The organism is Benzoatithermus flavus (assembly GCF_037908215.1).
Lineage (GTDB): Bacteria > Pseudomonadota > Alphaproteobacteria > Geminicoccales > Geminicoccaceae > Benzoatithermus > Benzoatithermus flavus.
In genome coordinates this window covers 18,074-43,201 of the sequence record NZ_JBBLZC010000038.1, presented here as the reverse complement: position 1 = coordinate 43,201, position 25,128 = coordinate 18,074, and the positions used below count along the sequence as shown (strand labels likewise).

Here is a 25,128-nt window from a genome sequence, read left to right as displayed (position 1 = left end):
TCGTCCACAGCGCCGCCCGCACCAAGCCTATGCCCTATCGGGTCCTCGTCGCTGGATGAGGGTCACGGCTAATCAGGTTTTGCTATCATACCGACAGAATTATTGAAGTAGATGGTCTCGGCACCGCCAAGGTCGACATCGTCCATGGCGGAATGACTTACGCGATGGTCGACGCCGCTGATCTTGGATTTTCGATTGAGCCTTCGGAAGCACGTGAGCTGTGCGAGGTCGGGCAAAAAATCAAATTCGCGGCAGCGCAACAGCTTGCCGTCGAGCATCCGGAGAACCCCGCCATACCGGGCATAACGAACACGCAGTTCATGGGGCCGCTTCGACGGGACAATGGCTAGCTGATCGCAAAGAACTGCGTGGTCGTCTCGCCGGGCCGATGCGATCGATCACCATGCGGCACCGGCTCGTCGGCCAGACTGGCGCTGCTCCATGCCAAGGGTCTCATAACGCCCGGCGCGACCTTCATCCATGAGTCGATCACCGGCAGCCGCTTCACCTGCACCATCGACGGTCTAGCAACCGTCGGGCCGTATAGCGCTGTCATACCGGCAATCGCCGGTCAGGCATGGATCACCGGCTCGTATCAGATGGGCATGGGCCCGACGGACCCTTACCCCGAGGGTTTTACGGTGGCCGACACGTGGATGACCACGGTTTGAACTCTGCATCAAGCGCCAGCCGAGAGCAGGAATTTCGCATCGATGCAAACGACCCCTTCCCAAGCGGGTTCGCCCTTTCGGGCACCTGGAGACTCCAACCCGACCTCCTCGGTTGAGCACGGCTGCTCGCAGATGACGCATTTCGACCAACCGCTTGCCGATCGAGCCATTCTCGTCACCGGTGCATCCGGCGGGATCGGAGCCGCCATCGTCAAGCGGCTCGCGCGCGAAGGCGCGCGGCCGCTCATCCACTCCGGACACGATGCCGCCGGTGCCGATGCCCTCCTGGAGGGCAGCGGCGGGGCTGGCTGGACGGTGCAGGCCGATCTCGCCGACCCGGCCGGCCCGACCGAGCTCTGGGATCGGGCAACGGCGCTGGCCGGCCGGATCCATGGCCTCGTCAACAATGCGGGGATCCGCACGGAGATCGCGATCGATGCCGATCTGGACGTATGGCATGCGGCCTGGCAGCGGGAATTCCAGGTGAACTTCTTCGCCGCCGTGGACCTCTGCCGGGCGGCCGTGCTGCATTTTCGGCAGCATGGCGGCGGGCAGATCGTGAACATGGCGAGCCGGGCGGGCCAGCGCGGCTATGCGGCAGACTTCATGCCCTATGGGGTGACGAAGGCAGCGCTCGTCAACCTCACCAAGTCGATCACCCGGAGCTTCGGCGGTGACGGGGTCACGGCGGTCGCCATAGCGCCGGGTTGGGTGCGCACCGCCATGGCGGAGAACTGCGTCGCACCGTTCGGCACGCAGGCGGCGACGGGCGACATTCCCATCGGTGCGATGGCCGAGCCCAAGGAAATCGCCGAGCTCGTCGCCTTCGTCCTGCGACCGTCGCAGCGGTCGCTCACCGGGGCGACGCTCGACGTCAATGGCGGCAGCTACATCCGCTGATGGCGCATGCCGCGCGGCGAGAGAAAATGAGGAAGCTATGACGCGCTTTCGGGACAAGGTGGCTATGGTGACCGGCGGTGGCGGCGGCATCGGCTCGGCGATCTGCACGCGCCTCGCTGATGAGGGCGCCCATGTGATCGTGACCGACTTCCTGGTCGAGGTGAACCGCAGGAACCGGTACTGCCCGGACGTGAGCGTCGCCCGCGGCGAGACGCGGGACTTCACCGACCGGTCGGTGCTGATCGTCGAGGTGCTCTCGCCCGGCACGCAGCGTGAGGACCTCGGGCCGAAGCTGCAGAACCATCTGCGCACGCCGGGCCTGTGGCACGTGCTCTATCTCTGGCAGGACGAGCCCCGGGCCCGTCTCTACGCGCCGGAGCAGGGGGCAGACGCCGAGCCACGGGAGCTGGCGGGGCTCGATGCCGTGATCGACCTGCCGGGGCCCGGCATCGGCCTCTCCGTGGCCGAGCTCTGTCGGGACGTGGCCATCCCTTAGGAGCCTCCTCCCGCACCGGTGGTTCGTGCGCATCGTCGGCTGCGGTGCGCCGATCGGGTGCCGGAAATCACCGGATTCCAACGGTTCCCGGGGCGAGACCGCGACAGAGTGGCCTGCGCCAATCCTCCGGCTGTCGGGCGGACCCGGTTCCCCGTAGAGTCCGTCACGTAAGGTCGTCCTAAATCCTCGCCGAGACGAGATGGTCGACGACCGAAGAAAAGAAATTTCGTGATTTTGATCACTGCGGGAAAGAGAACGGCTCGTTAAAAGAGCCATAGTCGGCGGCTGCCGGAAAGGCAGCGGGTCACTGCGGGGAGCAATGGTCGGCCACGGCGAACGAGCTGCATGGCCTTGCAGGAAGCAGTGCCTTCACGGTGAGTGGCAGTCATGGACAACATCGTCGAGCAACCGAGAACGGAGATCGTCGATCTGGCCAGTGAGCCGCTTCTGGCTTGTGAATCGCTCCTGATGGCCTCGCTGGTAGCCACGGAGGACGGGTACGCCGTCGAGCTCGGCCGCCGGCCGGTGGACGAAGAGGGCGTGCATCCGGCCTATAAGCCGGTCCGGCTCGATCTCGCCTCCTTGCCGCGGGTGCGGCGCCTGGCCGAGGACGCCGCCATCCTGGTGCCGGGCCTGGTGCTGGCCTGGGGCGACATGATGCTGCTCGCCGAGGACGGCGACATCGACGCCACCGTCTCCTGCGCCAAGGGCGAGCTGCCCTGGTTCTCGCTGGTGCAGGGCGGCGGCGAGGGGCTCGTGACCATGCCGGCGCGCGAAGCCGATGCGCTGGCGCGCCTTCTGCGCGACACCGAGCGCCAGCTCGCCGATCGCGGCCTCGCCGCCCTCGACCGCAGCCTCGCTCACTGAGGAGCAGGCGGTGCTGCCGCGGCCTCGATCGTCCGGGCGCGCTGCCGGGCCGCTTCGGCCGCCTCCGGCCGGCCGAGGGCGGCCAGCAGCTCGGCCCGGTTCCGCAGCGTCACGACGAGCGCCGGGCTGTTCTTGCCCAAGACTTCCTGCTCGATCCGCAAGGCGCGCTGCAGCAAGGATTCCGCCTCGCTCAAGGCACCGCGCTCGGCCGCGAGGAGGGCGAGATCGTTGAGGCCCGCGGCGAGTCGCGGGTCGTTCGCGCCGAACGCCTGCTCCTGGATCGCGACCGCGCGGGTCACGAGCGCCAGCGCCGCCATACGGTCGCCGGCGGCGCGCCGGATACCCGCGAGCACCATCAGGACGGGTGCCAGCTCGGGATGGGACGGCCCCTGCAGCCGCTCGCGCGCGGCGAGGCTCGCTTCGAGGAGGGAGCGGGCGCGCTCGGTCTCGCCCTGGCGGAGCAGAGCCTGGGCCAGCGCCTCGCGGGCAGTTGCCGCCTCGAGCCCGTCCGTGCCGAAAGCGGCGATGCGCAAGGCGAGGACGCGCTCGCGCAAAGCCGCGGCGTCCGCGGCTCTGCCGGCCTGCAGCAGCACGGTGGCGAGATTGCCCGCCGTCACCGCTGTGGCCGGATCGTCCCTGCCGTAGATCTCTTCCTCGATGGCGAGCGCCTGCCGGTAATGCTGCTCGGCCTCGGCGAGCCGTGCCCGCGCGAAGGCGAGGGCGCCGAGATGGCCGAGCGTTTCGGCCACGGCGGGGTGGCGCTGCCCGAAGACGGCAGTGCGGATCGCGAGCGCCTCGCGATAGAGCGGCTCGGCTTCCGCGAAGCGGCCGAGATCGGTGAGGAGCACGCCCAGATCGTTCAGGCTCTGGGCGAGATCGGGATGATTCGCGGGCAGCCTTGCTCGCCGGATTTCGAGCGCGCGCCGTTGCAGCGCCTCGGCTTCGACATGGTTTCCTTGCGCGCGCAGCGCCTCGGCGAGGTTGGCGAGGCTCTGCGCGGTCGCGGGATGAGAGCGGCCGAGGCTCGCTTCCCGTGAACTCAGCGCTTCCCGGTAGAGCGGCAGCGCCGCCGCGACGCGGCCTTGGGCGTAGAGCGCGAAGCCCAGATTGTTGGCGCTGATGGCCCGGCGCGGATCGTCCGGCGGCAGCTTCTGCGCAAGCTCGCGCGCGATGCGGAAATCGGCCTCCGCCTCGGCGAGCCGGCCCTGGCTCGCGGCCGCGACACCCGCCTCGGCGAGGCGCGCCCATGCCTCGCCCGGCTCCTCCGCCGCGATCGGCCCGGCAAGGAGCGCCAGGATCGCGGGCAGGGCGAGGAAACGGGCGAGGCGCACGGGCCGCCCTCAATGGTTGCGGCGTGGCGAGCCGTGCTTCTCGACGATCCGAAGATGCATGACCGCGGGCTCGAGGCAGGCACCCGTCGCGAGCTGGCCCACGAGGCTGCGGTAGATCTCCTGCCAGGGGGTCTGCGAAGGCGGGATCTTCGGCGGGTTGCGCTTCAGCTCCTCCTGCCGGGCGCGAAGTTCGTCCTCCGGGATCAGGACGTCGAGGCGGCGCTTGTGGAGGTCGAAGCGCACACGGTCGTTGGTCTTCAAGATCGCGAGATTGCCGCCGACCGCCGATTCGGGCGAAGCGTTCAGGATCGAGGGGCTCTCCGACGTGCCGCTCTGCCGGCCGTCACCAATGCAAGGGAGGGCCTTGATGCCCTTTTTGATGAGCGCCGCCGGCGGGCGCATGTTGACGACCTCGGGTGCGCCCGGATAGCCGACCGGACCGCAGTTGCGGATGAACAGGAAGCAGTTCTCGTCGATCTCGAGCGAGGGATCGTCGATGCGCTCGTGATAGTCCTCGGGCCCCTCGAACACGATCGCCCGGCCCTCGAAGATGCCGGGATGGTCGGGATGCTCGAGATAACGTTGGCGGAACTGATCGGTGATGACCGAGGTCTTCATCACCGCGCTGTCGAAGATGTTGCCGCTGATGATGAGGAAGCCGGCCTCGGGCTTGAGCGGGTCGTCGTAAGGGCGGATCACCCGGCGGTCGACCTCGATCCTCATCGCGCGGATGTTCTCGCCGTAGGTCTTGCCGGTGACGGTGAGCGCGTCCTCGTGGAAGCGGCCCTTTTCCATCAGCTCCCTGACGACGGCGGGCAGGCCCCCCGCACGGTAATAGTCCTCGCCCAGATACTTGCCGGCGGGCTGCATGTCGACGAGGAGCGGGATGTCGTAGCCCATCTCCCAGTCCTTGACGTCGAGCTCGACTCCCATGTGCCGGGCGATCGCCACCAGGTGCGGCGGACAGTTGGTGGAGGCGCCGATCGCGGCCGCGGCGAAGATCGCGTTCTCGAACGCCTTCCGGGTCATGATCTTGGAAGGCCGCAGGTCCTCCCAGACCATCTCGACGATGCGCTTGCCGGTGGCATAGGCCATCTGGCCGCGCTCGCGGTAGGGAGCAGGGATGGCAGCACAGCCCGGCAGCGACATGCCGAGCGCTTCGGCCATCGCGTTCATCGAGGAGGCGGTGCCCATGGTGTTGCAGTGGCCGACCGAGGGGGCCGAGTCGCACACCATGTCCATGAACTCGTCGTAGTCGATCTCGCCCTTGGCCATGAGCTGGCGGGCGTGCCAGACCACCGTGCCGGAGCCGGCGTACTCCCCTTTATGATAGCCGTTCAGCATCGGTCCGCCCGAGAGCACGATCGCCGGTATGTCGACGGTGGCCGCCCCCATGAGGAGGGCGGGCGTGGTCTTGTCGCAGCCCGTGGTCAGCACCACGCCGTCGATCGGGTAGCCGTAGAGGATCTCGACCAAGGAGAGATATTGCAGGTTGCGGTCGAGATTGGCGGTCGGCCGTTTGCCGGTCTCCTGGATCGGGTGGACCGGAAACTCGATCGGGATGCCGCCGGCATCGCGGATGCCGTCGCGGATGCGGCTGGCGAGGTCGAGGAAATGCCGGTTGCACGGGGCCAGATCGGAGCCGGTCTGGGCGATGCCGATGATCGGCCGGCCGGACTGCAGCTCGGCGCGGGTGAGGCCGAAATTGAGGTAGCGCTCGAGATAGAGCGCCGTCATGTCCGGCTCGAGCGGGTTGTCCCACCAATCCTGGCTGCGCAACCGGCGCTTGCCCTGCTCCGTCATCCCTGACCCCCTTCGCTTGGCCGCCGCCACGCGGGCGGGTTCCGGCGTCGGGTGTTGAAGCCCGCCTGCCTCCGTCCGTCAAGCGGCCGGTCGGCAGGGCTCAGTCGCGTCCGCCCCCCTTGCCGTGGTCGTCGCCGCCATCGTCGCGCCGGCCGCGATCCTCTTGGTCCCGATCGTCGCCACGGCCTCGTCCGCCACGCTCGGGTCCATTCTGGCCAAGGGCATCGTCGCCCCGTCCCGGCTCGTCGCGGCTCTTGCCGTCCTTGGCACCCGCGGTCCGGCCTTCCTTGTCGAGATCGCCCCGATCACGGGTCGCGTGCCGGGTCGGGCTGCGTTGCGCGTCCGGCGGGCTCGATGCGGGGACGGAGGCTGCGGGCGTCGGCTGCTCGCGGACCGGCCCGGCTGCGGGCTCGGGCGGGATGGTAGTCCCCCCGAGACCGGCCCGGGTGGCAGGTGCACCGGTATCGGTCGTGGCGGCTTCGCCGTCGTCGCTCGGGCTCGTGCGGAACAGGGAGGGCGGTTCGCGGTCGCTCTCGCGCAGGCGCAGCCAGAAGGCCGCGAGCGGGCTCCTGGCCGGTCCGGAAGCACGGCTCGCGAGCTGCGGCGCCAGGCGGCCGCTCACCGGGGTCGCGAGTACCAGGCTGTCTCGCGTCGGGCCTGCCGAGCCGAGGCCGATCAGGTTGCCTTCGGCGTCGAACAGGACGGCGCTCTCGGCGCTCGCCGGCAGGACGAGAGTGGTCTCGAGGAAGGGATCGCTGCCCGCGCTGGTGCTGGCGAGGATGCCGCGCGAGAGGGCGAGATCGGCGTTGGTGCGGCTCGTGAGGGCGAACACGGGCTCGCCCGGCCGCAGGTCGGCGAGGCGGCGATAGCCGTGGGCGGGGATAAGAGGTCCCTGCGCCACGCGCAGCGTGCAGATGCTGCGCCCGGCATCGGCTGCCGTGACCCGGGCGATGCGGTATTTGTTGTGACGGACGAGCCCGACGCTGGCACGATCGCCGACCACGCGGCAGCTCGCGAGCAGCGTGTCCGACGCTATCGCGACCGCCGAGCCCTTGATCAGCTCGGGGCGCAGCTCCGCCTTGTGGCGCGGCGCTTCGGGCACGACCCCCCAGATCGAGCGCGAGGCCGTCTCGACGGCGTCGGGCTCGGCCGGAACGGCGAGCCCGACCAGGGATGCGAACCGCTCGCCCAGGCCTGCCGGCTGCTCTCCGGTGGAAGGATCGGCGCAGCCGGCGAGCAGGAAGGCGGGAAGCGCCGTGGCGAGCAGCTTCGCGAGCCTTCCGCCGTCGCGAGGCCGGCTTCGTCGGGGCGTCGTCGTGGGCAAGCTCGTCTCCTGACGCGTCGGCATGGCTCGGGCAGGATAGCATCGGCGCCGACGCATCGGGCAAGCCGGTGTGCCCGCAGCCGGCTCAGAACGCGTCTGCCGGAAGTACCATCAGGCTGTCCTTGCCGGCGGCAAGCGCCGCGAAGTGGGCCGTGGCATGGGGCAGGGTACGCTGCATGTAGAAGTGGGCGGTCTGGAGCTTGGCATCGTAGAAGGAGGCCTCGCCGTTGGCACGCGGCAGTTTCTCTCGTGCCACCACGGCCATGCGCGCCCACATCCAGCCCAGCGCCACGTAGCCGAAGAGCTGGAGATAATCGGAAGCCGCGGCGGCGGCCTCCTCGGGGTCCTTCAGGCCTTTCTGCGCGATCAGGACGGTCGCCTGCTGCAGGCGGCCGAAGGCCCTGGCGAGCGGTGCCAGGAGCTCGGCCAGGGTCGGGTCTTTCCCGTGCTCCTCGAGGAAGGCGGCCATGGGATGGAAGAAGCGGCGCAGGAGGCGGCCCGTGTTCTGGCCGAGCTTGCGGCCGACGAGGTCGAGCGCCTGGATGCCGTTCGCACCCTCGTAGATCTGGGCGATGCGCACGTCGCGCACGTGCTGCTCCACGCCGGTCTCGCGGATATAGCCGTGGCCGCCGAAGACCTGCATGGCGAGGTTGGTGGCGGTGAAGCCCTGGTCGGTAAGGAAGGCCTTGACGATGGGGGTCATGAGCGCGGCGAGATCGTCGGCAGCCGCGCGCTCGGCCGGGTCGGGGTGGCGCGCCTGCAGGTCGAGATGGTAGCCGACCCAGTAGGCCAGCGCCCGCGCACCCTCGACGAAGGCCTTGATGGTGAGCAGATTCCTGCGCACGTCGGGATGGACGATGATGGGATCGGCGGGCTCGCCCGGCATCGCGGCCCCCTTGAGCGAGCGGCCCTGCAGGCGCTCCCGCGCGTAAGCGCGTGCCTTCTGGTAGGCGGCTTCGGCGGCGGCGAGGCCCTGAAGGCCGACGGCGAGCCGCGCGCCGTTCATCATGGTGAACATGGCGCGCATGCCTTTGTGCGGCTCGCCCACGAGCCAGCCGACCGCGTCCTCGAACTGCATCGTGCAGGTGGAGGAGGCCTTGATCCCCATCTTGTGCTCGATGCCGGCACAGCGCACACCGTTGCGCGCGCCCGCCTCCCAGCCGCCGTTCCGCCGCACGGGCAGGAATTTCGGCACGACGAACAGGCTGATGCCGCGAGTACCCGTAGGGGCATCGGGCAGGCGGGCGAGCACCAGATGGACGATGTTCGAGGTCAGATCGTGCTCGCCGGCGCTGATGAAGATCTTGGTGCCGGTGAGGCGATAGCTGCCGTCCTCTGCCGGGACGGCGCGGGTGTGGATCAGGCCGAGATCGGTGCCGCATTGCGGCTCGGTGAGGCACATGGTGCCGGACCAGGAGCCGTCGGCGAGCTTCGGCAGGTAGATCCGCTGCAAGCCCTCTTCGGCGTGGAGCTGAATCGCGTTGTAGGCCCCCTGGCTCAGGCCGGGATAGATCGCGAAGGCGAAGTTGGCGCTCGAGAACATCTCCTCGAGCACGAAGTTGACGAGCTTGGGCAGGCCCTGGCCGCCATGCTCGGGTGCTGCCGACACGCCGGTCCAGCCGCCTTCGCGGAAGCGCGCGTAGGCCTCCTTGAAGCCGCGCGGCGTGCGGACGACGCCGTTCTCGTAAACGCAGCCCTCCTCGTCGCCGGAGCGGTTCAAGGGGGCCAGCACGTTCTCGGCGAGCTTCGCCGCTTCCTCGAGCACGGCGTCGATGGTCTCGGGCGTGGCATCCGCGTAGCCGGGAAGCCCGCTCAAGCGCTCGGCACCCAGGAGCTCGTGGAGGACGAAGCGCATGTCGCGCAGAGGGGTGCTATAGCCGTGCATGGGCCTGCTCCCGGGTTCGTTCAGTTGCGCAAGGGCTTGCCGGTCTCGAGCATGTGCTCGATGCGGGCGATGCTGGCCGGGTGGCGCACGAGCCGCGCGAAGGCGCGGCGCTCGAGGGCGAGGAGGTCGGCCTCGGCGAGGGGCTCGGTGATATCGGTATCGCCGCCGGAGAGAACTTCGGCCAAGGCGCCCGCCACCACCCGGTCGTGCGGCGTGGCCTTGCCGAGGCGGACATAGCCGTTCAGGACGAGCTCGAGCGCGGTGCGTGCGGTCGGGCCGGGCAGGTGGATCCCGGCCGGCGGCGCGGGCGGGCGCCAGCCGGCTTCGACCATGGCGAGCGCTCTGGCCTTGGCATCGGCGAGGAGCCGGTCGCGGTTCATGGTGATGCCGTCCTCGGGACGGAGATAGAGATGCTGTTTCGCCTCGGCCGCGGATTTCGCGACGGTGGCGAGCCCGATCAGCTCGAACACCCTGGCGATCGGCGGCATCGGCCCGCCCGGACGATGGGGGTTCGTCATGTGCCGGAGCAGCATCTCCTTGCAGCCACCCCAGGCCGGAACGATGCCCACCCCCGTCTCGACGAGGCCGAGATAGCTCTCGGCGTGGGCCTGGACGGCGGCGCAGTGCAGGAGGATCTCGCAGCCGCCGCCCAGCGCCAGGCCCGAGGGTGCGCCGACCACCGGGAAGGAGGCGTATTTCAGCGCCCGGTAGGTCTCCTGGCCCTTCTGCACGAGTGCTTCGATCTCGGACCACAAGCCCACGTTGAGCGCGAACAGGGCAAGGCCGAGATTGGCGCCGACCGAGAAGTTCGTGCCCTCGTTGTAGATCACCATCGCCCGGTAGCGCTCGGCCACGAGCGGGATCGCGCGGGCGAGGAGGTCGAGCGTGTCGCCGTCGAGCGCGTTCATCTTCGACGTGAACTCGAAGCAGGCGACACCGTCGCCGATGTCCCACAAGGCGGCGGAGCCGTTCTTCAGGATCGGTTCCGTGGTGCGCTTGATGTCGGCGAGAAGCAACACGCCCTCGGGCCGGGTCACCGGATGGTAGGCGCCGTCGGGCCCCAGCTGCTCGAGACCGCCGGCTTCGCTGCGGTAGAACGGGCGGCCGGCGGCGAGCGCCAGGAGCGGCGGGACGGGCCGGCCGGCGGCCTGGAGCTGCTCCGCGAGCCAGCCCGTACCCAGCCGGTCGATCAGCTCGAACGGGCCGTACTTCCAGTTGTAGCCGAGGCGCATCGCCTCATCGACACCCTGGATCGTATCGCTGATGGCGGGCACCAGTTCCGCGGCATAGGCCAGGGTCTCGGACAGGACCGCCCAGGCATAGCGGCCGGTGCGGTCGGGGTAGGTCAGGAGCGCACGCAGGCCCTGGGTTTTGGCTGCCTCGATGCTCTCGGGCCGGGCACGCTCGCTGCGGCGATATCGGCCGGTCGCGAGGTCGATCGCCTCCTTCACCTTCCGACCGCCCTCCTCGCGCAGGCGGTAGAAGCCGCCCTTGCCTTTGCGGCCGGTACGGCCCTCGGCGATCATGCGCTCGATCAGCGGCAGATCGAAGGCCTGCTCGCGGTAGCGGTCGCCCGGCGGCAGGAGGCGGCCCATGCTGGCCGCGACCTTGGGGACGAGGTCGATGCCGACGAGATCCAAGAGCCCGAACACGCCGGTCTTCGGGATGCCGACCGGCCCGCTCATCACCGCATCCGCCTCCTCGACCGTGAGGCCGAGCCGCGCCGCCTCGTGGATCGCCGTGCGCAGCCAGAAGCCGCCGATCCGATTGGCGATGAAGCCCGGCGTGTCCTTGGCGAGGACCACGCCCTTGCCGAGCCGGCGGTCGGCGAAGTCGCGTAAAACTGCGGCCGCTTCGGGCCGGGTGAGCGGGCCGGCGACGAGCTCCAGAAGGCGCATGTAGCGTGGCGGGTTGAAGAAGTGGGTGATCAGGAAGTCGCGCGCGAAGCTCTCGGGCAGGCCCTCGACGAGATAAGCGAGCGGGATGGTCGAGGTGTTGGAGGAGACGATCGAGCCCTTGCGGCGCACGGCCTCCAGCCGGTGGTAGAGCTGCCGTTTGGCCTCGGGCTCCTCGACGATGGCTTCCACGATCCAGTCGGCGGCTTCGAGCCGGTCGAGATCGTCCTCGAGATTGCCGGGTGCCACGAGCTTCGCCGCCTCGGGCGACATGAACGGCGCCGGATCGGCCTTGCCCATGCGCTCCAGGGCCGTGCGCGCGAGCACGCTGCGGTCCTTGGCACCCTCGGGCACGATGTCGAGCAACAGCACCGGAATGCCGGCGTTGGCGAGATGCGCAGCGATGCCGCTGCCCATGACGCCGGCACCGATCACGGCGGCCTGCCTGATCTCCATGACGGCGGCTCCCTTCGCTCAGGCCGCTTCCAGCACCGTGGCGATGCCCTGGCCGCCGCCGATGCACATGGTGGCGAGCGCGAGATCCTTGCCCTCGCGTTTCAGGAGACTCGCGGCCTTGCCGGTGATGCGCGCCCCGCTGGCGCCCAGAGGATGACCGAGCGCCAGGGCGCCACCGTCGAGGTTGAGCTTCGCCTCGTCGATGCCGAGCCGCTGGACGACGGCGAGCGCCTGGGCGGCGAAGGCCTCGTTGAGCTCGATGACGTCGATGTCGGCGAGCGTGAGACCGGCCCGCTCCAGGGCCTTCTGCGTCGCCGGCACCGGACCGAGCCCCATGAGCCCGGGCGCGCAGCCGGCAACCGCGATGCTCCGGATCCGGGCCAGGACCGGGAGGCCGTGCGCGCGGGCGAAGTCGCCCGAGGTGACGAGGACGGCGGCGGCCCCGTCGGTGAGCGGCGAGCTCGTGCCGGCCGTGACCGTGCCTTGGGCATCGAAGGCGGGCTTCAGGCCGGCGAGCTGCTCCGCCGTGGTGTCGGGGCGGATGCCGCCGTCGCGCTCGACCGTGCCGGCCTTGGTCGCGATCGGCACGAGCTCGGCCGCGAGCCGGCCTTCGGCCTCGGCGGCGGCGGCCTTGCGGTGGCTCCGGACTGCGAAGGCTTCCTGCGCTGCGCGCGGGATCTGGTGCAGGCGGGCGAGGTTCTCGGCGGTCTCGCCCATCGAGACGTAAGCTTCCGGGTACTCCTTCGCGAGCCTCGGGTTGGGCATGGGGTTGAAGCCCATGATCGGCACGCGGGTCATCGATTCCACGCCCGCGCAGACGAAGGCCTCGCCGGCATTCATGGCGATCGCCCCCGCGGCCATGTGGATCGCCTGCATCGAGGAGCCGCAGAAGCGGTTCACCGTGGTGGCCGCAGCGCTCTCGGGCAGGTGCGCCAGGAAGCCGATCAGGCGGGCGACGTTGAGGCCCTGCTCGCCCTCGGGGAAGGCGCAGCCGACGATCACGTCCTCGATCGTCGCCGGATCGACGCCGGTGCGCTCGATCAGGGCTGCCACGACCTGGGCCGCGAGCTCGTCGGGACGCACCTTGGCGAGAGCGCCCCTGGTGGCCGGCTGGAACGGAGAGCGGGCATAGCCCGCGATCACGATGTCCTTCACGAAGGCTCTCCCGTGGCGCCGCGGGCCTGGTGCTCGGCGAGCAGGTCCTTTCTGGACAGCTTGCCGATCAGGGTCTTGGGCAGCGGCGTGTCGCGGAACTCGATCTGGCGCGGCATCTCGATGTGGCTCAGCTTGTCCTCGAGGAAGGCGCGCAGGCTTTTCTCGTCGAGCTGCTGGCCGGGTGCCAGCTTGATCCAGGCCTTCACGGTCTGGCCGCGATAGGGATCGGGCACGCCGGCGACGATGCACTCCTCGACCGCCGGGTGGAGATAGATCGCCTCCTCGACGTTCCGGGGATAGACGTTGAAGCCGCCGGCCAGGATCACGTCCTTGATCCGGTCGACGATGAAGACGTAGCCGTCCGCGTCGCGATAGGCGACGTCGCCCGTGTGCAGGTGCCCGCCCGCGAGCGCCTGCCTGGTCTCCTCGGGCCTGCCGGCATAGCCGCGCATCACCTGCGGGCCCTTCACGCACAGCTCGCCGCGCTCGCCGGGGCCCAGGAGAGTGCGCCCGTCGGCGAGCGAGACGATCTCGACCTCGGTGAGCGGGAGCGGCAGGCCGATCGAGCCCGTCTTGTGCACGCCGCCCACGGGGTTGATGCACACCACGGGCGAAGCCTCGGTGAGCCCGTAGCCCTCGACGATGACGCAGCCCGTGATCCGCTCGAAGCTCTCCTTGACCTCGGCCGGCAGCGGCGCCCCGCCCGAGACGCAGACGTTGATCGAGGAGAGATCGTAGCGCTCGAGCTGGTCGTAGCGCATGATCGCCGTGAACATGGTGGGCACGGCCGGGAAGATCGTCGGACGTTTTTTATGGATCACCTGCATGAGCTGGCCGATCTCGAAGCGCGGCAGGAGGACGATCTCGGCCCCGATCAGAAGCCCCACGTTCATCACCGTCGCCATGCCGAAGACGTGGAACAGCGGTAGGACGCCCAGGATGCGCTCCTGACCGGGCGTTATCCGATGCTGGAACCAGCGGCCGGTCTGGACGGTGTTGACGTAGAGGTTGGCATGGGTGAGTTCCGCTCCCTTGGGTGTGCCGGTGGTGCCGCCGGTATATTGCAGCAGCGCGATGTCCCGGGTGGGATCGATGCTGACCTTGGGCGGCCGGCCATCGTTGTCGATCAGGCGCTGGAAGGGGACGTGGCGCTCGTCGGCCGGGATGTGCGCCACCTCCTTGCGCCGCATCACGGCGAAGAGCTGGCGGGTCGGCATCGGCAGGATGTCGCGCATCCGGCAGACCAGGACGTGGCGCACGGGCCGGTGCTCGAGAACGCGCGCGAGCTTGCCGTAGAGGGCGGCGAGATCGAGGGTGGCGATGATCTCGACCGCGCTGTCCGCGAGCTGCTGCTCGATTTCGCGTTCGGCGAGCAGCGGGTTGACGTTGACCACGATTCCGCCGGCCTCGAGCACCGCATAATAGAGAATGACGAAGTAGGGGCAGTTGGGCAGGAACAGGCCCACACGCGTGCCCTTGGTGACGCCGAGCCCGTGCAGCCCTTTGGCGGCATGGGCGACGAGGTCGGCCACGTCGCGGTAGCGGTAGCGGCGGCCGAGAAAGTCGAGGCACGGCCGGTCGGGGAACCGTGCGACCGAAGCGTGGAGGAGCGTCGTGACCGGCCTGGGCTCGATCGCGCTCACGAGGTCGACTTCGGGATCCGGCCGCGGCAGAGCCGGCTCCGGCTCAACGACACGCGCACGCATCGCCATGTCCCGCCCTCCTGATCGTGGGCGCGCCCCGACGGGCCGGCCCGTCTCGCCCGAGCCTCGCGCCGATCCGGGCGGCACGGGGCTGCGTTTCCTGGTTATCGCTTACCTTTACGTAAACGTCAATTTGGCCGCACGCTCACGAGCCCGCGCGTATGTCGGCCGGGCTTGGCCCGCGGCCTCGCCCGGCGCTATAGGGGCGCCAGCCAAGTAACCTCCCTCGAGGTGAGTCCATGACCAGCGACCTGCGCCCCGCCATGGTCGAAGCCCTGACCTTCGACGATGTCCTGCTGGAGCCCAGCTATTCCGAGATCCTGCCGGCCCAGGTCGACGTGCGGACCCGGCTCACGCGCGCGATCGAGCTCGGAATCCCCCTGATCTCGGCGGCCATGGACACGGTGACCGAAGCACCCATGGCGATCGCCATGGCGCAGCACGGCGGGCTCGGCATCATCCACAAGAATCTCGGCATCGAGGAGCAGGCGAACCAGGTCCTGCAGGTCAAGAAGTTCGAGGCCGGCATGGTCGTGAACCCGCTCACGATCCGGCCCGAGACGCCGCTCTCCGAGGCGCTCGACCTCATGGACCGGCACGGCATCTCGGGTCTGCCGGTAGTCGAAGGGCCGAGCGGGCGGCTGGCCGGGATTCTCACCAACCGCGACGTGCGCTTCGTGCCGAGGAGCGACCGGCCCGTGCGCGAGCTCATGACTGCGGACGGCCTGGTCACGGCGCGGGAAGGTGTGGGCCGGACCGAGGCCATGCGGCTCCTGCACGAGCACCGGATCGAAAAGCTCCTCGTCGTCGACGAGGGCTACCGCCTGGTCGGACTCATCACCGTCAAGGACATCGAGAAGTCGCAGCGCTATCCCAACGCCTGCAAGGACGAGCAGGGGCGCCTTCGGGTGGGTGCCGCGACCGGCACCGGCCCCGCCGGGCTCGAACGCGCCGAAGCGCTGATCACGGCCGGGGCCGACGTGATCGTGGTCGACACGGCGCACGGGCACTCGAAGGGGGTGATCGACGGTGTGGCCGCGATCCGGCGGCTCTCGAACGCGGTGCAGATCATCGCCGGCAACGTCGCCACGGGTGCTGCGGCGCAGGCGCTGGTCGAAGCCGGGGCGGACGCGATCAAGGTCGGCATCGGCCCGGGCTCGATCTGCACCACGCGCGTCGTGGCGGGCGTGGGCGTGCCGCAGCTCACCGCGATCTGGAACGTGGTCGCGGCGTGCCGGACGAAGGGGGTGCCGGTGATCGCCGACGGCGGCATTCGCTCCTCGGGCGACCTCGCCAAGGCGGTGGCGGCGGGAGCGGACTGCGCCATGCTGGGCTCGATGTTCGCAGGGACCGACGAAGCGCCGGGCGAGGTGTTCCTCTACCAGGGCCGCTCCTACAAGGCCTATCGCGGCATGGGCTCGCTCGGTGCCATGGCGCGCGGCTCGGCCGACCGCTATTTCCAGCAGGAGGTGCGCGACGCCCTGAAGCTGGTACCCGAGGGGATCGAGGGCCGGGTGCCCTATCGCGGCCCGGTCGCCAACATCATCCACCAGCTCGTGGGTGGGCTCAGGGCCGCCATGGGCTATACCGGCAACGCCGACATCCGCGCCATGCAGACGGGCTGCCGTTTCTTGCGGGTGAGCCAGGCCGGCTGGCGCGAGGGCCACGTGCACGACGTCTCGATCACGCGGGAAGCGCCGAACTACCGCCAGGAGCTCTGAGGGCGGGCCGCGGGCGGCTCAGGCCACCCGGCCGAGAGCGGCCACGACGTTGGCGCGGGTGGCGGGCTCGAGCGGGAGGCCTTTGCGCGCCGCGGCATCGACCGCATCGGCCAGGACGTCCTCGAACCGGTCGAGCGCGGAGGTGATCACGAGGCGCTTGCTGCCACCGCGCAGCTCGAGCTCGAGCCAGCCGCCGTTGCCGCCCGCGCGGCGCGGGCCGAACCAGCGCAGCCGCAGATGGTCGAGCTCCTGCCACGTCACCTGCTGCCGCGGCCGACCCACGCGTGCGATGCCTTCGGGCGTCAGGCGCAGCCGCGTCTGGTGGCGCTGCCGGGTTTGGACGAGAAACGCCGTGAACAGCGCCGCCAGGGCCACGAGGCCGAGCCGCACCGGCCAGGGCGGGTCGAACAGCGCCAGCGGCAGGAGCGTCAGGACGAGCCCGCCGATCGCGCGCAGGTAATCGGCGAGCAGCGACGGCTTGCGGTAGGCGAGCTCGACGGCATCCTTCGGTAAGGCGAGCGGCGCGGAATCCGGCCGTTGCCGGGCACGATCGATCGACATTTACGCCTCGCCAAGCTTGGTCGGGCAAGGTCGCCCCACGGCGTCGCGAGAATAGTGCCCGTCCCGCTGGCAGCGGGCAATCGGGGAGCGTGCCGGCCGGCGGCCCGCCTCGTCCATGGGCGTTTCGCTGCCGTGAGGAGGAGCCGTGAGGAGGAGAGGAGCCGCTCCTTGAGCCGCGAGACCACTGCCGACCGACAGCAGCACCTGCCGCCGATCCTGTCGCCGGAGGAGGATCCCGGCCGGCTGCTGCGGCTGCTCGTGCACGAGATCAGGACGCCGCTTCATGCCATCCAGGGCTTCTCCGAGCTGCTGCTGACAGGGGGAGCCTGCCCGTTGAGCACAGAGGCGCTGGGCCATGTGCGCGAGATCGCCCGCGCCGGCCGTGCTCTGGAGCAGGTCTGCCGGCTGCTGCTGGAGCTCGCGGCGCCGGAGGCGGCCGGCAGCGTCGAGGCGGTCGATCTCGGCAGGTTGCTGCGCGGGCTCGGGTTCGAGCTGCGAGGAGCAGGGGGTGCGCCGCCGGTCGTGCTCGGCCGGCCCGCGGCCTGGCGGCAGGTGGGAGCGCTCTGCCGGACCTATCTGATCTGGCCCGATGCCGTCGCGGCACGGCCGCTCGCGGCCGCCGCGCGTCCCGCCGACGGGGGGCTTGAACTCGAGCTGGGGCATGATGACATGAGGGGAGCCGATGGCGTCGGCCTGCTCGCGATCGAGCTGGCCCAGCGCATGGCGGCTCGCCAGGGAGGCGAGCTGCGCCTGAGGGAACCGGGAATCGTCGCGATCCGTTGGTCCCGCGCGTGGGTCGTGACAGGAGCCGGGGAGGCATAGGCTTCCAGGATGGGATCAGATCGCCTTTCGCGCGAGACGTTCGGCGGGATCCCGGGTCGGATCGCCCGCCGGACGAGGTCTGTGAAACTTTTTTGTTGATTTTCCGGCGTTCAACGGTACTCCTGCTACAACAACGAGCAACTGCCGTGCACATTCGTCGCACTGCCGCTGGCCTGCAATCGGGACGGCTCGGGGCGGCGGCCAGGTCGATGCCGGGTCGACGTAGCGGTCTGAACCACCTTTTGTTCCCGCGGGGTTGGGCAGTCGCGTGAGCGAGCGACATCCGCCGTTCAGCCTGCTTGTGGCGCACCCCGTGCGGGCGCTGCATCCGATCATGCGTGTCGCGCCGACGTCGCCGTGAGGTCTAGCTGCTGGATGAAGAACCAATCGATGTTTCCCTATCGCCGCAACGGTCCGAAGAAGCGTGGCAAGGGCGGTGGTGGCAGACGCCACCACGAGGGAGGCGGCAACGGCGCCGGCCGTCGCGTGCCGGGCTCGGCCGCCGAGCTCCTGCCGATGCTGCAGCCGACCACCAAGGCCCTGGCTCAGGTGCTCGCCGGCAACACCAAGATGTCGGGCCAGCTCGTCCATGCCCGCAACATCCTCGCCCAGGCCAACCGTCTCGTGGACGAGCGCATGGTCGACCGGCTGCCGCCGGCGCAGCGCGAGGAGTTCTTCGAGCAGCTCGCCCGCCTGAAGCTCACGATCGCCGATGCCGAGGAGGCCGGTCTCTCGCCCGAGCCGCGCACTGAGGTGCAGGTGAAGCCGGTCGAGGTCGTGGGCGTCGACCGGCTGCGCGAGGTGGCGCTCCGGCTTGCGGCCGCCTCCGCCACGCCGGAGCCGGGTCCGCTGCCGCCACCGCCGCTCCAGGTGGCGCAGATCATGGAGCAGGAGCAGGAGGAGCAGCGTGCGGCCGCGCGGGCGTCCCTTGCCGACGAAGGCGCCGAGGAACGCGAGAACGGCGCGCGTCCGCGCCTGCGGCTTCGCGTCTCGCGGTCCGCTGACGAGCCGGCCATGGCCGGCGGCACGACCCCTGCGGCCGGCACGGGACCCCGCCGCGAGCGACTGCGGCTGAAGCCACTGCGTCAGGTGGCCTCCGACGCGGACGGCTGAGCCGTCGACGGACGCAACAGGCTCCGCGGGACGGCCCGATGTTGAAGAGTCTTCTTCTGGCGCTCGATGGCATCAGCGATCATCGGGCGGCGGTCGTCAGCGCGATCATGCTGGCCGAGCGGCATGGTTGTGCGGTGAAGGTGCTGCTCACGGTCGACGCCGCGCGGGTGGCCGAGCCCGAGGCGGTCGGGGTCGGTGGCGTCGCCCATCATGCCCATCTCGAGGAGGCGCTGCTCGGAAAGCTGCGGGGTGCGCTCGCGGCGATCCGCCCGGAGGTGGAGCAGGCTTTCGCTGCCGCCGGCATCGTGTGCGAGCTCGACGTGCGCGAAGGTGATGCCGAGCAGGAGGTGGCGCTCGAGGCGCAGCAGCACGATCTGCTCGTTTTGTCCTCCGCCCTCAGGCGACGGCGCGACGAGGACGCGGTCGAGCTCGACTACGCCTTGCGTCTCGATCACCTGATCGAGACCGTGCCCGGCCCGATCCTGCTCGCCGACAGCGAGCCCTTGCGTCCGACGGGGGCCGTGGCCGTCGCCTACGATGCGAGTCCCGGTGCCGCGCGGGCTCTGCACGCGCTGCTCGAGCTCGGCCTCGCCCAGGACCGGCCGCTGCACGTGGTGAGCGTGGCGGCGAGCGAGGAGGAGGCCTCGCGCACGGCCGGGATCGCGGTCGCGCTCGCGGCCCGCTATGGCGTCGCCGCCGAGGCGCACGGCCTCGTGGCCGGCGTGGCGGAGGTCGGCGAGGCGCTGCTGCAGGCGTTCGCGACGCTGGAGCCTGCGCTCGTCGTGATGGGCGCCTACGGGCGCCGCTCCTGGCGCGACTGGCTGTTCGGCGCCACGACGACGCTCCTGCTCGACCGGGTGAAAGCACCCGTCCTGGTCTCGCACTGAAAGGTGGCCGGATCAGCGGAAGAACATCCAGGTCACGAGCAGGAAGATCGGGATCAACACCGCGCCCGACCATGCCATGTAGCCGAAGAAGTGCGGCATGCGCACGCCCGATTCCTCGGCGATGGCGCGCACCATGAAGTTCGGTGCGTTGCCGATGTAGGTGTTGGCCCCCATGAACACCGCACCAGTCGAGATCGCCGCGAGCGTCGTGGCGAGTGGGTCGGTGAGCACGGCGGGATCGCCCCCGGCCATGCTGAAGAACACGAGGTAGGTGGGCGCGTTGTCGAGGAAGCTCGAGAGGATGCCCGTCGCCCAGAAATACATGGCGTTCAAGGGGGTGCCGTCCGGTGCCGTGACGAGATCGACCACGGCCGCGAGGGCGCCTCGCGACCCGGCCCGGAGGATGGCGATGGCGGGCGCTATCGTGACGAAGATCGCGGCGAAGACCTTCGCCACCTCGACGATAGGGCCCCAGCCGAACCCGTTGGCGCGCCGCGTCGCCACGGGCGTCAGCAGCCAGGAGAGGAGCGTTATCGCGAGGAGGAGCAGGTCGCGGACGAGATCCTCGAGCGGCAGAGCGGCGTGGAAGAGTTCGAGGCTCACGCCGGGGTGCCAGATCCCGCTCGCGAGCACGACCGCCACGATCCCGGCGAGAAGAAGAATGTTGACCGCGCCCGTGATGTGCGGCTCGCCGCTGCGCTCCCGTGCCGCCGGTGCCGGCCCCGGCTCCTTGCGGTAGATGAAGCTGTCGACGACGAAGAAGGCGGCGAGGACCAGCCCTGCCGTCAGCGCCGTCGGCAGCAGCAGGTGCCGTGTCGGCCAGAAGAACGGGACGCCCTTGAGGAAGCCCAGGAACAGAGGCGGATCGCCGAGCGGGGTCAAGGCACCGCCGATGTTGGCGACGAGGAAGATGAAGAACACGACGACGTGGGCGCGCCGCCGCCGCCAGGCATTGGCGCGGAGCAAGGGGCGGATCAAGACCATGGCGGCACCCGTGGTGCCCATCCAGCTCGCGAGCAGCGTGCCGGTGGCGAGGAGCCCGGTGTTGAAGGCGGGCGTGGCCGGGCGGTCCAGCGCCACCGCGAGGCCGCCCGTGACCGTGAACAATGCCAGCAGGAGGACGATGAAGGGCAGGTATTCGAGGAGGACGGTGTGGGCCACCTGGTAGAGAGCGGCCTCGAAGCCGTGCAGGGCCGCGAGCGGCAGGAGGTAGCAGGCGGCCCAGCCGGCGCAGATCTTGCCGTAGTGGCGGTGCCACAGGGCGGGGACAGCGAGCGGGCCCACGGCGATCGAGAGCAGGACGGCTGCGAACGGCAGCACCCAGCCGAGGCCGAGGGCGGCACCGTCGAGATGATAACCCGGCTCGGCGGCCTGCGCCGGCGCGGCGACGACGATCGGTGCCAGCGAGAAGGCAAGGATCCGTTCGAGGCGCATTCTGTTGATCTTCCGAGCAGTGGGCGAGCCCGGTTATGGTGCAGAAGGGCATCTTTGGATACGCGTCTTTGTCGCCGAGGGCGAGCGGTCGGCCGGCGATACGGTTGCCGAGCCTTGCGGGGACGGCCCGATCGGGTGGTCGCACGGCCGTGCGGCGCGGGAATTTGGGATTTGTTCAGATGCCCGATTGCACTATGATTCCGGATATCGGTGAGATGTCGGGGTTGCGTGGGTTGCACATGAGTGACAAGCCGACCTTCCGGGGCGACGCGCCGAAAGGCGAGGTGGTCACGAAGACCCGGACGAAAACGCAGCGACCTTCATTGTACAAGGTCCTGCTGCTCAACGACGACTACACACCGATGGAATTCGTGGTCACGGTGCTCCAGCGGTTCTTCAACAAGAATCACGAGGATGCCGTTCGGATCATGCTCCACGTGCATCACACCGGGGTCGGCGTCTGCGGCGTCTACACGTTCGAGGTCGCCGAGACCAAGGTGGCGCAGGTGATCGAGTTCGCCCGCCAGCACCAGCACCCGCTGCAATGCATGATGGAGAAGGAGTGACCGGCCGCACGCCGATGGCAGGGACCACGAGCTTGGCTTCTCTCGAGGACGACAGGTGATGCCGATGCTTTCGAGGACACTCGAGAAGACGCTGCGCCGGGCCTTGGCGCTCGCCAATGCCCGCCAGCATGAGTACGCGACCCTCGAGCATCTGCTCATGGCGCTGACCGAGGATCAGGACGCTCTAGCCGTGCTCAAAGCCTGCGCGGTCGACGTCGAGCGGCTGCGAACGAGCCTCATGGACTTCCTCGACCACGACCTCTCCGGGCTCGCGGTCGAGGGCGCGGTCGACGCCAAGCCCACCGCCGGCTTCCAGCGCGTGATCCAGCGCGCTGCGATCCACGTCCAGTCGAGCGGCCGGCAGGAGGTCACCGGCGCCAACGTCCTCGTCGCCCTGTTCTCCGAGCGCGAATCGCACGCCGTGTTCTTCCTGCAGGAGCAGAACATGACGCGGCTCGATGCGGTCAACTACATCGCGCACGGGATCGCCAAGAAGCCCGGTATGAGTGAGGAGCGTCGCGTGCGCGGTGCGGACGAGCCCGAAGGGCAGGAGAAGCGCGAGGGCACGGAGGCGCTCTCGGCCTACTGCACGAACCTGAACCAGAAGGCGCGCGACGGCCGGATCGACGTCCTGGTCGGCCGCGAGGCCGAGATCGAGCGCACGATCCAGATCCTCTGCCGGCGCTCGAAGAACAATCCTCTGTTCGTGGGCGATCCCGGGGTCGGCAAGACCGCGATCGCCGAGGGGCTGGCCCTGCGCATCGTCCAGGGCGAGGTGCCCGACATCCTGAAGAACGCCGTCATCTACGCGCTCGACATGGGTGCTCTTCTCGCCGGCACGCGCTATCGCGGCGATTTCGAGGAGCGCCTCAAGGCCGTGCTCTCCGAACTGGAGGCCAACAAGAACGCGATCCTCTTCATCGACGAGATCCATACCGTGATCGGCGCGGGCGCGACGAGCGGCGGCTCGCTCGATGCCTCGAACATCCTCAAGCCGGCGCTCGCCAGCGGCGATCTCCGCTGCATCGGCTCGACAACCTACAAGGAGTTCCGCAACTACTTCGAGAAGGACCGGGCGCTCGTCCGCCGCTTCCAGAAGATCGACATCCCCGAGCCCACCGAGGACGAGGCGATCAAGATCCTGGAGGGCCTGCGCCCCAGCTTCGAGGCGCACCATCAGGTCCGCTATACGGGCGGTGCTCTGGAAGCCGCGGTCAAGCTCTCGACCCGCTACATCCACGACCGCAAGCTGCCGGACAAGGCGATCGACGTGATCGACGAGGTGGGTGCGGCGCAGATGCTGCGGCCGGTCCATCTCCGCAAGAAGACGATCAAGGCCAAGGACATCGAGGAGATCGTCGCCAAGATGACCCGTGTGCCGATCAAGACCGTGACGGCGCGGGACAAGGAGGCGCTCCGGACTCTCGACGAGGACCTGAAAGCGGTCGTGTTCGGCCAGGACGCGGCGATCGACGCCCTGGCCTCGGCGATCAAGCTCAGCCGGGCGGGCCTGCGCGACCCGCAGAAGCCGATCGGCTGCTATCTCTTCTCCGGCCCCACCGGTGTCGGCAAGACCGAGGTCGCGAAGCAGCTCGCCAAGGTGATGGGGGTGGAGCTGATCCGCTTCGACATGTCGGAGTACATGGAGCGGCACGCCGTCTCCCGCCTGATCGGCGCACCCCCGGGTTATGTCGGCTTCGACCAGGGCGGCCTTCTGACCGATGCGATCGATCAGCACCGCCACTGCGTGCTCCTGCTCGACGAGATCGAGAAGGCGCATCCCGACGTGTTCAACATCCTGCTCCAGGTGATGGACTACGGGAAGCTCACCGACAACAACGGCAAGACGGTCGATTTCCGGAACGTCGTCCTGATCATGACCACGAACGCCGGTGCGTCGGACATGAGCAGGCCCGTCATGGGCTTCGGCAAGGCCGTGCAGCGGGAGGGGGACGATTCGGAGGCGATCAAGCGCCTGTTCACGCCGGAGTTCCGCAACCGGCTCGACGCCGTCATCGCCTTCCGCGGGCTCACGCCCGAGATCATCCGCAACGTGGTCGACAAGTTCATCAAGGAGCTGGGCGCGCAGCTCGCCGACAAGCGGGTCTCGATCGAGCTCGACGAGGAGGCGAAGCTGTGGCTCGCCGAGAAGGGTTACGACCCGCTCTACGGCGCCCGCCCGCTCGCCCGGGTGATTCAGGAGGAGATCAAGCGGCCGCTCGCCGACGAGCTCCTGTTCGGCCGGCTCGCCAAGGGCGGCAAGGTTTACGTCACGATCGCCGACGGCAAGCCCGCCTTCCACATTGCCCCGGTGGGCGACACGCCGCTGCTGGCGGCACCGGACGAGCTCTCGGACGAGGATTCCGGCGAGGAGCAGATGCTCGAGCCGGTCGGCTGAGCATCGGCCGCCGAGCCGTTGTCGCCAGGAAGCGCCGGAGGGGAGATCCGTCCCTCCGGCGCTTCTTGCTTTCGGGCCGATGAAAGCGCCGGTGCGACGGACTGCCACACCTCGCGTGCGGCTCGATACTTGCACGAAACCTAAATAAGATATAACTAATAAAAGAGGCGGGAGATGCAGGTTGCGGTATGCTGGTTGCCCTCGGACAGCCTCGTCCCAGAGAACCCAGCCATTCGGAGGAGGTGTCGTGCAGAAGCCCGAGGTGACCGCGTTCTTCGACGAGCCGACCAACACGGTGAGCTATGTCGTGGCCGATCCGGCTACCCGCAAATGTGCGCTCGTCGATTCCGTGCTCGACTTCGACCCCGCATCCGGCCGCACCGACCGGCACTCGGCCGACCGGATGATCGCCTTCGTCCAGGAGCACGGACTCGAGGTCGAATGGATTCTCGAGACCCATGTCCATGCCGATCACCTCTCCGCCGCGCCCTATCTCAAGGAGCGGCTCGGCGGGAAGCTCGGCATCGGCAGGAACATCACCATCGTGCAGAACGTGTTCGGCAAGATCTTCAACGCCGGCACCGAGTTCCAGCGCGACGGCAGCCAGTTCGACCACCTGTTCGAGGATGGCGAGACCTTCCGTCTCGGCTCGATCGAGGCCAGGGCGCTGCACACGCCGGGCCATACCCCGGCCTGCATGACCTACGTCATCGGCGATGCCGCCTTCGTCGGCGACACGCTGTTCATGCCGGACTACGGCACGGCGCGTTGCGACTTCCCGGGCGGCGATGCCCGTCAGCTCTACCGCTCGATCCGAAAGATCTTCGCCCTTCCCGACGAGACCCGTCTGTTCATGTGCCACGACTACAAAGCACCGGGCCGTGACGAGTATCGCTGGGAGACCACGGTCGGCGAGGAGAAGCGTTACAACGTGCACGTGCACGAGGGTGTCAGCGAAGACGCGTTCGTCGCCATGCGCACGGCACGCGACAGGACGCTCGGCATGCCGCGCCTGATCCTGCCCTCGGTGCAGGTCAACATGCGCGCGGGCCAGATGCCGCCGCCCGAGGACAACGGCCAGCGCTACCTCAAGATCCCGCTCGACATGCTCTGAGCGAGGGCGCCTCACGGCGCCTCGTG

Annotated in this window: 19 protein-coding genes and 1 pseudogene; 11 read left to right on the top strand and 9 right to left on the bottom strand. The window is 69.2% G+C overall.

Annotation, left to right across the window (positions count from 1 at the left end):
* Window positions 1-71: 71 nt before the first annotated feature.
* From U1T56_RS22680 to U1T56_RS22665, 4 genes and pseudogenes are all read left to right on the top strand, one after another.
* Window positions 72-671, top strand: a pseudogene (locus U1T56_RS22680) (proline racemase family protein).
* A 132-nt stretch (window positions 672-803) separates the two neighbouring features.
* Window positions 804-1,571, top strand: coding sequence for an SDR family NAD(P)-dependent oxidoreductase (locus tag U1T56_RS22675; protein WP_418161790.1), 768 nt, complete (start codon window positions 804-806; stop codon window positions 1,569-1,571).
* 37 nt (window positions 1,572-1,608) lie between these two features.
* A complete protein-coding gene (locus U1T56_RS22670; RefSeq protein WP_418161789.1) occupies window positions 1,609-2,067 on the top strand; it encodes a Uma2 family endonuclease in 459 nt (152 codons plus the stop codon).
* Window positions 2,068-2,454: 387 nt separating this feature from the next.
* Window positions 2,455-2,934: a hypothetical protein gene (locus U1T56_RS22665; protein ID WP_418161788.1), complete on the top strand. Its 480-nt coding sequence runs from the start codon at window positions 2,455-2,457 to the stop codon at window positions 2,932-2,934.
* On the opposite strand, the gene U1T56_RS22660 is transcribed toward U1T56_RS22665, so the two are convergent.
* From U1T56_RS22660 to U1T56_RS22630, 7 genes are all read right to left on the bottom strand, one after another.
* The gene (locus tag U1T56_RS22660) at window positions 2,928-4,265 is read right to left on the bottom strand and encodes a tetratricopeptide repeat protein (protein WP_418161787.1); all 1,338 of its coding nucleotides are present in this window, start codon (window positions 4,263-4,265) and stop codon (window positions 2,928-2,930) included. The two genes, U1T56_RS22665 and U1T56_RS22660, sit on opposite strands and share 7 nt — an antisense overlap.
* 9 nt (window positions 4,266-4,274) lie before the next feature.
* A complete protein-coding gene (locus tag U1T56_RS22655) occupies window positions 4,275-6,068 on the bottom strand; it encodes an IlvD/Edd family dehydratase (protein WP_418161786.1) in 1,794 nt (597 codons plus the stop codon).
* A gap of 100 nt (window positions 6,069-6,168) precedes the next feature.
* Window positions 6,169-7,392: a S1 family peptidase gene (locus tag U1T56_RS22650; protein ID WP_418161785.1), complete on the bottom strand. Its 1,224-nt coding sequence runs from the start codon at window positions 7,390-7,392 to the stop codon at window positions 6,169-6,171.
* Window positions 7,393-7,477: 85 nt separating this feature from the next.
* Window positions 7,478-9,277 (bottom strand): acyl-CoA dehydrogenase C-terminal domain-containing protein, encoded by a 1,800-nt coding sequence (locus U1T56_RS22645; protein WP_418161784.1) that lies wholly within the window; start codon window positions 9,275-9,277, stop codon window positions 7,478-7,480.
* Between the two features lie 20 nt (window positions 9,278-9,297).
* Window positions 9,298-11,628, bottom strand: coding sequence for a 3-hydroxyacyl-CoA dehydrogenase/enoyl-CoA hydratase family protein (locus U1T56_RS22640; RefSeq protein WP_418161783.1), 2,331 nt, complete (start codon window positions 11,626-11,628; stop codon window positions 9,298-9,300).
* 18 nt (window positions 11,629-11,646) lie between these two features.
* A complete protein-coding gene (locus U1T56_RS22635; protein ID WP_418161782.1) occupies window positions 11,647-12,783 on the bottom strand; it encodes a thiolase family protein in 1,137 nt (378 codons plus the stop codon).
* On the bottom strand, window positions 12,780-14,495 hold the full coding sequence (locus U1T56_RS22630; protein WP_418161781.1) for a long-chain-fatty-acid--CoA ligase: 1,716 nt from the start codon (window positions 14,493-14,495) through the stop codon (window positions 12,780-12,782). The genes U1T56_RS22635 and U1T56_RS22630 overlap by 4 nt, the downstream gene beginning before the upstream one ends.
* 230 nt (window positions 14,496-14,725) lie before the next feature.
* On the opposite strand from U1T56_RS22630, the gene guaB reads away from it, so the two are divergent.
* Entirely contained in the window at window positions 14,726-16,207 is a 1,482-nt protein-coding gene (guaB, locus tag U1T56_RS22625; RefSeq protein ID WP_418161780.1) for an IMP dehydrogenase, read from the top strand.
* Between the two features lie 18 nt (window positions 16,208-16,225).
* Here the strand turns inward: guaB and U1T56_RS22620 are convergent, their stop codons facing one another.
* Window positions 16,226-16,768, bottom strand: coding sequence for a hypothetical protein (locus U1T56_RS22620; protein WP_418161779.1), 543 nt, complete (start codon window positions 16,766-16,768; stop codon window positions 16,226-16,228).
* A gap of 168 nt (window positions 16,769-16,936) precedes the next feature.
* On the opposite strand from U1T56_RS22620, the gene U1T56_RS22615 reads away from it, so the two are divergent.
* The 3 genes from U1T56_RS22615 to U1T56_RS22605 all read left to right on the top strand — a co-directional run bounded on the left by U1T56_RS22615 (window position 16,937) and on the right by U1T56_RS22605 (window position 19,590).
* Complete coding sequence (locus U1T56_RS22615) at window positions 16,937-17,590, top strand: histidine kinase dimerization/phospho-acceptor domain-containing protein (RefSeq protein ID WP_418161778.1); 654 nt, start codon at window positions 16,937-16,939, stop codon at window positions 17,588-17,590.
* Between the two features lie 390 nt (window positions 17,591-17,980).
* Window positions 17,981-18,703, top strand: a complete 723-nt coding sequence (locus U1T56_RS22610; protein WP_418161777.1) for a hypothetical protein — start codon at window positions 17,981-17,983, stop codon at window positions 18,701-18,703.
* A 38-nt stretch (window positions 18,704-18,741) separates the two neighbouring features.
* Complete coding sequence (locus U1T56_RS22605) at window positions 18,742-19,590, top strand: universal stress protein (RefSeq protein ID WP_418161776.1); 849 nt, start codon at window positions 18,742-18,744, stop codon at window positions 19,588-19,590.
* Window positions 19,591-19,602: 12 nt separating this feature from the next.
* On the opposite strand, the gene U1T56_RS22600 is transcribed toward U1T56_RS22605, so the two are convergent.
* The gene (locus U1T56_RS22600) at window positions 19,603-21,024 is read right to left on the bottom strand and encodes a sodium:proton antiporter (RefSeq protein ID WP_418161775.1); all 1,422 of its coding nucleotides are present in this window, start codon (window positions 21,022-21,024) and stop codon (window positions 19,603-19,605) included.
* Window positions 21,025-21,263: 239 nt separating this feature from the next.
* Here U1T56_RS22600 and clpS point away from each other — a divergent pair, with 239 nt between their 5' ends.
* The 3 genes from clpS (at window position 21,264) to U1T56_RS22585 (ending at window position 25,102) form a co-directional block, all read left to right on the top strand.
* Window positions 21,264-21,590 carry an ATP-dependent Clp protease adapter ClpS gene (clpS, locus tag U1T56_RS22595; RefSeq protein WP_418161774.1) on the top strand — a complete coding sequence of 109 codons (327 nt, stop codon included), beginning with the start codon at window positions 21,264-21,266 and terminating at the stop codon, window positions 21,588-21,590.
* A gap of 64 nt (window positions 21,591-21,654) precedes the next feature.
* Window positions 21,655-23,988 (top strand): ATP-dependent Clp protease ATP-binding subunit ClpA, encoded by a 2,334-nt coding sequence (gene clpA, locus U1T56_RS22590; RefSeq protein WP_418161792.1) that lies wholly within the window; start codon window positions 21,655-21,657, stop codon window positions 23,986-23,988.
* Between the two features lie 247 nt (window positions 23,989-24,235).
* The gene (locus U1T56_RS22585; RefSeq protein ID WP_418161773.1) at window positions 24,236-25,102 is read left to right on the top strand and encodes an MBL fold metallo-hydrolase; all 867 of its coding nucleotides are present in this window, start codon (window positions 24,236-24,238) and stop codon (window positions 25,100-25,102) included.
* Window positions 25,103-25,128 lie beyond the last annotated feature (26 nt).